Annotated in this window: 5 protein-coding genes; 1 reads left to right on the forward strand and 4 read right to left on the reverse strand. The window is 57.3% G+C overall.

The window, feature by feature from the left end; all coding sequences use genetic code 11:
- Nucleotides 1-150: 150 nt before the first annotated feature.
- The gene (locus tag B3F77_RS03510) at nt 151-1,008 is read right to left on the reverse strand and encodes a DMT family transporter (protein WP_293603615.1); all 858 of its coding nucleotides are present in this window, start codon (nt 1,006-1,008) and stop codon (nt 151-153) included.
- 120 nt (nt 1,009-1,128) lie between these two features.
- Entirely contained in the window at nt 1,129-1,401 is a 273-nt protein-coding gene (locus B3F77_RS03515; protein ID WP_293603616.1) for a DUF86 domain-containing protein, read from the reverse strand.
- A gap of 304 nt (nt 1,402-1,705) precedes the next feature.
- On the opposite strand from B3F77_RS03515, the gene B3F77_RS03520 reads away from it, so the two are divergent.
- On the forward strand, nt 1,706-3,952 hold the full coding sequence (locus B3F77_RS03520) for a PAS domain-containing sensor histidine kinase (RefSeq protein WP_293603617.1): 2,247 nt from the start codon (nt 1,706-1,708) through the stop codon (nt 3,950-3,952).
- A gap of 104 nt (nt 3,953-4,056) precedes the next feature.
- On the opposite strand, the gene B3F77_RS03525 is transcribed toward B3F77_RS03520, so the two are convergent.
- Nucleotides 4,057-4,374: an exo-alpha-sialidase gene (locus B3F77_RS03525; RefSeq protein WP_414702950.1), complete on the reverse strand. Its 318-nt coding sequence runs from the start codon at nt 4,372-4,374 to the stop codon at nt 4,057-4,059.
- A complete protein-coding gene (locus tag B3F77_RS03530; RefSeq protein ID WP_293603618.1) occupies nt 4,326-4,625 on the reverse strand; it encodes a hypothetical protein in 300 nt (99 codons plus the stop codon). Before B3F77_RS03530 ends, B3F77_RS03525 begins: the two co-directional genes overlap by 49 nt.
- Between the last annotated feature and the right edge of the window lie 112 nt (nt 4,626-4,737).

Genomic DNA, 4,737 nt, shown 5'->3' on the forward strand with positions numbered 1-4,737 from the left:
ATTCATTGAACGCTAAATGGTATAAGACGTCGTTAAGCTGGCAGAGGCATGGGTCGTCGTGACAAATCAGGCTGCCCTGCCAGTAACCCGGCGACCGAGATATCTTTGTCCAGCTACCCAGCCATTGGACAATCGGCCCATCAGCCAACTTTATTTCTTTTCCAGAATCACCAGCGCTATTCCGCCAAGAATGGCGCTCGACGCCAGCAACATGGGCACGGTGACGGCTTCGCCGATGAAGACGACACCGCCCAGCGCTGCAATCACCGGCACGCTCAACTGCACCGTGGCCGCATGGGTGGCTTTGATAGCGGGCAACGCCCGGTACCAGATGGCATAACCCAATCCAGAGGCCAGTGCGCCCGACAAGACAGCAAGCCCGAGGCCGGAACCGTCCAAAGACTGGTGCTTGAACATGAGCAAACTCAAAACCAGCGCCATAGGCACCGCGTGCATAAAGTTGCCTGCCGTCACTTGGGTAGGGTCGCCAACACCTTTTCCGCGCAGCGAATAAATGCCCCAGGCTACACCCGCGCTCAACATGGACAGCGAGCTGAGCAACGTAGGTGCAGCCAGCCCCGGCAGCATCAGTGCCACAAGCCCCGCCAACGCGAGCGCAAACCCGACAAGCTGCAGCTTGTGCATACGTTCGCCCTTGAATACGCCATAGCCAATCATCGTGGCCTGCACCGAACCAAACAGCAAAAGTGCTCCCGTGGCCGCAGACATGCTGACATAGGCAAAAGAAAAGCCCGCGGCATAAACAAACAGCGCACAGGCCGACAGCCAGTTGCCGCCACTCCGTTCACCCGCGCGAGCTGTTGAACCAGTGCCACTTTTTAGCCGCACTACCAACCACAGCATGCAAGCACCAGACAGCATGCGCATGGTGGTGAAACTGGCCGCGTCGATGCTGGTGTGTTTGAGCGCAATGCGGCATAGCAGCGAATTGCCAGCAAATGCCAGCATGGCCAGAGATACCAAAATAACTAACCGTAGTTGGGACATGGTGCGGGCTGTGAAAGAGGTGGCAATTTGGCAGGCATCATGCATGGATCATACGAAGAAACTGGCCTCAGTCCCCGTAAAATATACGCAAGCAGCTATACAAAATATAGCAAAATGTCGTCAGGATAGGGCCGGAATTTGACTTCTCAGCTTTGCTGGGTCTTGCTGGATGGTTTGCCAAACGATGGCATGGTATACCGTGAAATAGCCGTTCGAAAGTGCGTTACGCATTTCGTAGGCGAAGCCCCAAGGCACCTCCGAGTGCTGCGAGGCAAAAGCAGGGTGGTTTTTTGCAACGTTGTTGCATGCCTCGCCAATCACTTCCAGATCACGGACAACGGCATCGCGGGTTTTACGATCCGCTTGCCAGGTGTTGGCGGGATTCGTCGCCATCAGCTTGATGCCATTTCGTTGAAACTCATTACGAGGCCGCGCGAAATGCTGCCCTTTGAGGCACCACGCGCTAAACTTGCTTCGAGCGTTACGTTGGCCGGTTGAGTCCACGAGCGCCTGGTTTGCGCAAGAATGCTCTCGCGCGACGCAGCAGGCGAGTCATGAAAGGAAAGAGCTATCTTATGCAGGCGATCTACCAGAGAATTTCCTTGTCCGGGCTCGGTGAGGCCATGGTTAATGGCCAGGGCAAGCCGATAACCCTGACAGGCACGGCACAGGCAAGCTCCCGGATGAGGCTCAGCGCGTGAGCGAAGCACAGTTTCGTCTGCTGACAGACGTGATGCCCCAGATCGTCTGGATGATGCAAGCGGATGGCTCGTACACCTACTTCAATCAAAGGTGGCTTGACTACACAGGCTTGTCCATGGACGAGAGCCTGGTCCACGGCTGGACCCGTCTCATTCATCCCGATGACAGCCTGCGGGCTTCCAGGCTTTGGCAGCAGGCGTTGGGCAGTGGCGAGGCCTGTGAGATCGAATGCCGGCTGCGTCGGGCAGACGGCGTCTATCGCTGGATGCTGGGCCGTGCACTCCCGCAATGTGATGCGACGGGCCAAACCACTCAATGGCTGGGTACTTTGACCGATATTGACGACCTGAAACAGGCCACGGCGCTTCTGGAGAAAAATCTCTCCATGAACCGGATAGCCGGCAGGGTTGCGCGCCTGGGTGGATGGACGATTGAACTGCCGGATCGCACCCTGACCTGGTCGGATGAAAACTGCGCTATTCACGACGTCCCGCCAGGTTATAAGCCGACCCTTGAAGAGGGGATAGGCTACTTTCTTCCGGAGCATCGGGAGATAGTGATCCGTCATGTGGAGGCTTGCGCGCAACACGGCACGCCTTACGAATTTGTGCTTCCCAAGATGACCGCCAAGGGCCGGCGCATCTGGGTGCGTTCCATCGGCGAGGCGGTGCGTGATGCTGCAGGACAAATTGTCCGCATGCAAGGTGCATTTCAGGACATCTCGGAGCAGAAGGCGGCTGAAGCGCACACGCTTGCCCTGGAGACGCAGCTCAGCACCACGCTGGAGAGCATCACCGACGGTTTTTGCCTGATCGACAAAGACTGGAAGTTCACCTTCCTGAACGGTCAGGCAGAACGCATGCTCAAGCGCCGCCGGAAGGACGTGCTGGGCAAAACCCTGTGGCAGGAATTCCCCGAGGCCGTGGGCACGCGCATGGAGCGCGAATACCGTTTAGCGGTTGAAGAGCAACGCACGACCCGCTTTGAGACCTTTTATCCACCGCTCAAGATCTGGTTTGATATCCACGTTTATCCCACAGAGGCGGGGCTCGCGGTTTACTTCCAGGACATCACCCAGAGACGCCTGGAACATGCGCAGTTGCGACTGCTTGAAACGGCGGTGTCCCGCCTGAACGACATGGTCGTCATCACGGAAGCTGAACCTTTCGATGACTCGGGCCCGCGAATTGTTTTTGTGAACGATGCTTTCGAGCGTTCCACCGGCTACAGCCGGGAGGACGCCATCGGAAATACCTCAAGGCTTCTCTGGGGACCCAAAACGCAGCATGCCGAGCTGGACCGAATTCGCGCCGCCATGGAAAAGTGGCAACCTGTGCGCGCGGAAATTGTCATTTATACCAAGGCCGGCAAGGAGCTCTGGCTGGAAACAGATATTGCGCCCATCGCCGACGAGTCTGGCAGATACACCCATTGGGTGGCTGTGGAGCGCGACATCACGGAGCGCAGGCAACAGCAGGAAGAAATTCTCAGCCTCAATAGCGAACTCGAAGAACGGGTGCTGTTGCGCACCGCCCAGCTCGTAGCGGCGAACAAGGAACTGGAGTCTTTTGCTTATGCCGTATCCCATGACCTGCGTTCGCCTCTGAATACCATCCACGGGTTCAGTCAGTTGCTGGCGAAAATCGATGCAGAGAATATCAGCGAAAAGGGCAAGCACTACCTGGATCGAATCGGTGTTGGGGTCGAGCAGATGGGCGAGTTGATTGAGGGCTTGCTGACCCTTGCGCACCTTTCGCGCGAGCAGCTCAAGTCAGAAAATGTTGATCTTTCGGCAGTCGCCCGGCTGATCGAACAGGACCACCGCGAGCGGGAGCCGCAGCGTCAGGCGCAGGTGCATATTCAAGACGGCCTGAGCGCGCACGGTGACCCCCGCTTGCTGTCGGCCGTCTTGCAAAACTTGCTGGCTAACGCGTGGAAATTCAGTTCCAAGAAGTCGGCGGCACGGATTGATGTGGGCAGCGAGTTGGGAGCCGATGGCGACACCATCTTTTTTGTCAAGGACAACGGTGCCGGGTTTGACATGGCCTACGCACACAAACTTTTCGGCACCTTCGAACGCCTTCATTCGCCCGGGGATTTCGCTGGAACCGGCATCGGGCTGGCGACTGTGAAGCGCGTCATTGAACGCCACGGCGGCCGCGTCTGGGCTGAAAGCAAATTGAACGAAGGTGCCACGTTTTATTTCACTTTGAATCGGGCGGCGATCAAATTGGTCAACTGAATGCTGCAATCCCAAAACGCCACGCAGCCTTTGGAAATTTAATTGGAATCTGACCTTCATGGCACTACCTTAGGGAAAAGCCGAAATCCAAAGTTTGAAAAAAATCAATCAATAGGCCAATTCTGGATGCCAGATTTCGCCTGCATGACGGAGTTTCTGCCGGTGGGGGCGTTAAGGTAGTGCCATGAGTGCCTGACCCCATTTATTCGCTTCGGTGCCAGGGCCAGCCCGGCCACCGAAGCGTCGGGATTGTCCAGTGCCAGATCAGGAAAATCAACCCAGTTCTGCCCGTTATCAAGTGTTTGAGCCACGGCCACCTTGCCCGCCGGGCGCTGGTCGCGCATCAGCGCCAGCCAGTGTGATTCGCTCACCATCAACAGCGTGGGTTGCAGCAAGTGCCGACGACTGGAAATGCGCACCACGCCTTTGAACTCGCCGCTATCTGCACATCGGCTGTGCTTTCGTGCGTGCCCGCAAACCAGAATGCCATCACGGCAGATAGGTGCGCGGCTGGCATCGCCAGAAGGCTGCTGGCATGCGCTGCCGCCGGTGTGTTGACGGGCAGGGGAACGTGGTCCCGGCCAATCGGCACCACGGGGCCATCCACCGCCACTTTCTCCAGGGTGGGCCACACGGCTTGTGCCAACGGCGTCATCCCAGCGCGACGCTCCATATCCAGCCCAATCAAAGCAGCGCAGATCAGATCAGATCAGATCAGATCAGCAGACCGCAGAGTAGTCGCAGGCTGGAAGAACGGCTAACCCCTGATGGCCACCCAAATTCCC

Source organism: Polaromonas sp. UBA4122 (assembly GCA_002381615.1).
Lineage (GTDB): Bacteria > Pseudomonadota > Gammaproteobacteria > Burkholderiales > Burkholderiaceae_C > Polaromonas.

Bases quoted from the DNA above. Each gene is read 5' to 3' on its own strand.
- B3F77_RS03510 (WP_293603615.1), bottom strand. From the start codon at position 1,008: ATGTCCCAACTACGGTTAGTTATTTTGGTATCTCTGGCCATGCTGGCA.
- B3F77_RS03530 (WP_293603618.1), bottom strand. From the start codon at position 4,625: ATGGAGCGTCGCGCTGGGATGACGCCGTTGGCACAAGCCGTGTGGCCC.
- B3F77_RS03515 (WP_293603616.1), bottom strand. From the start codon at position 1,401: ATGGCGACGAATCCCGCCAACACCTGGCAAGCGGATCGTAAAACCCGC.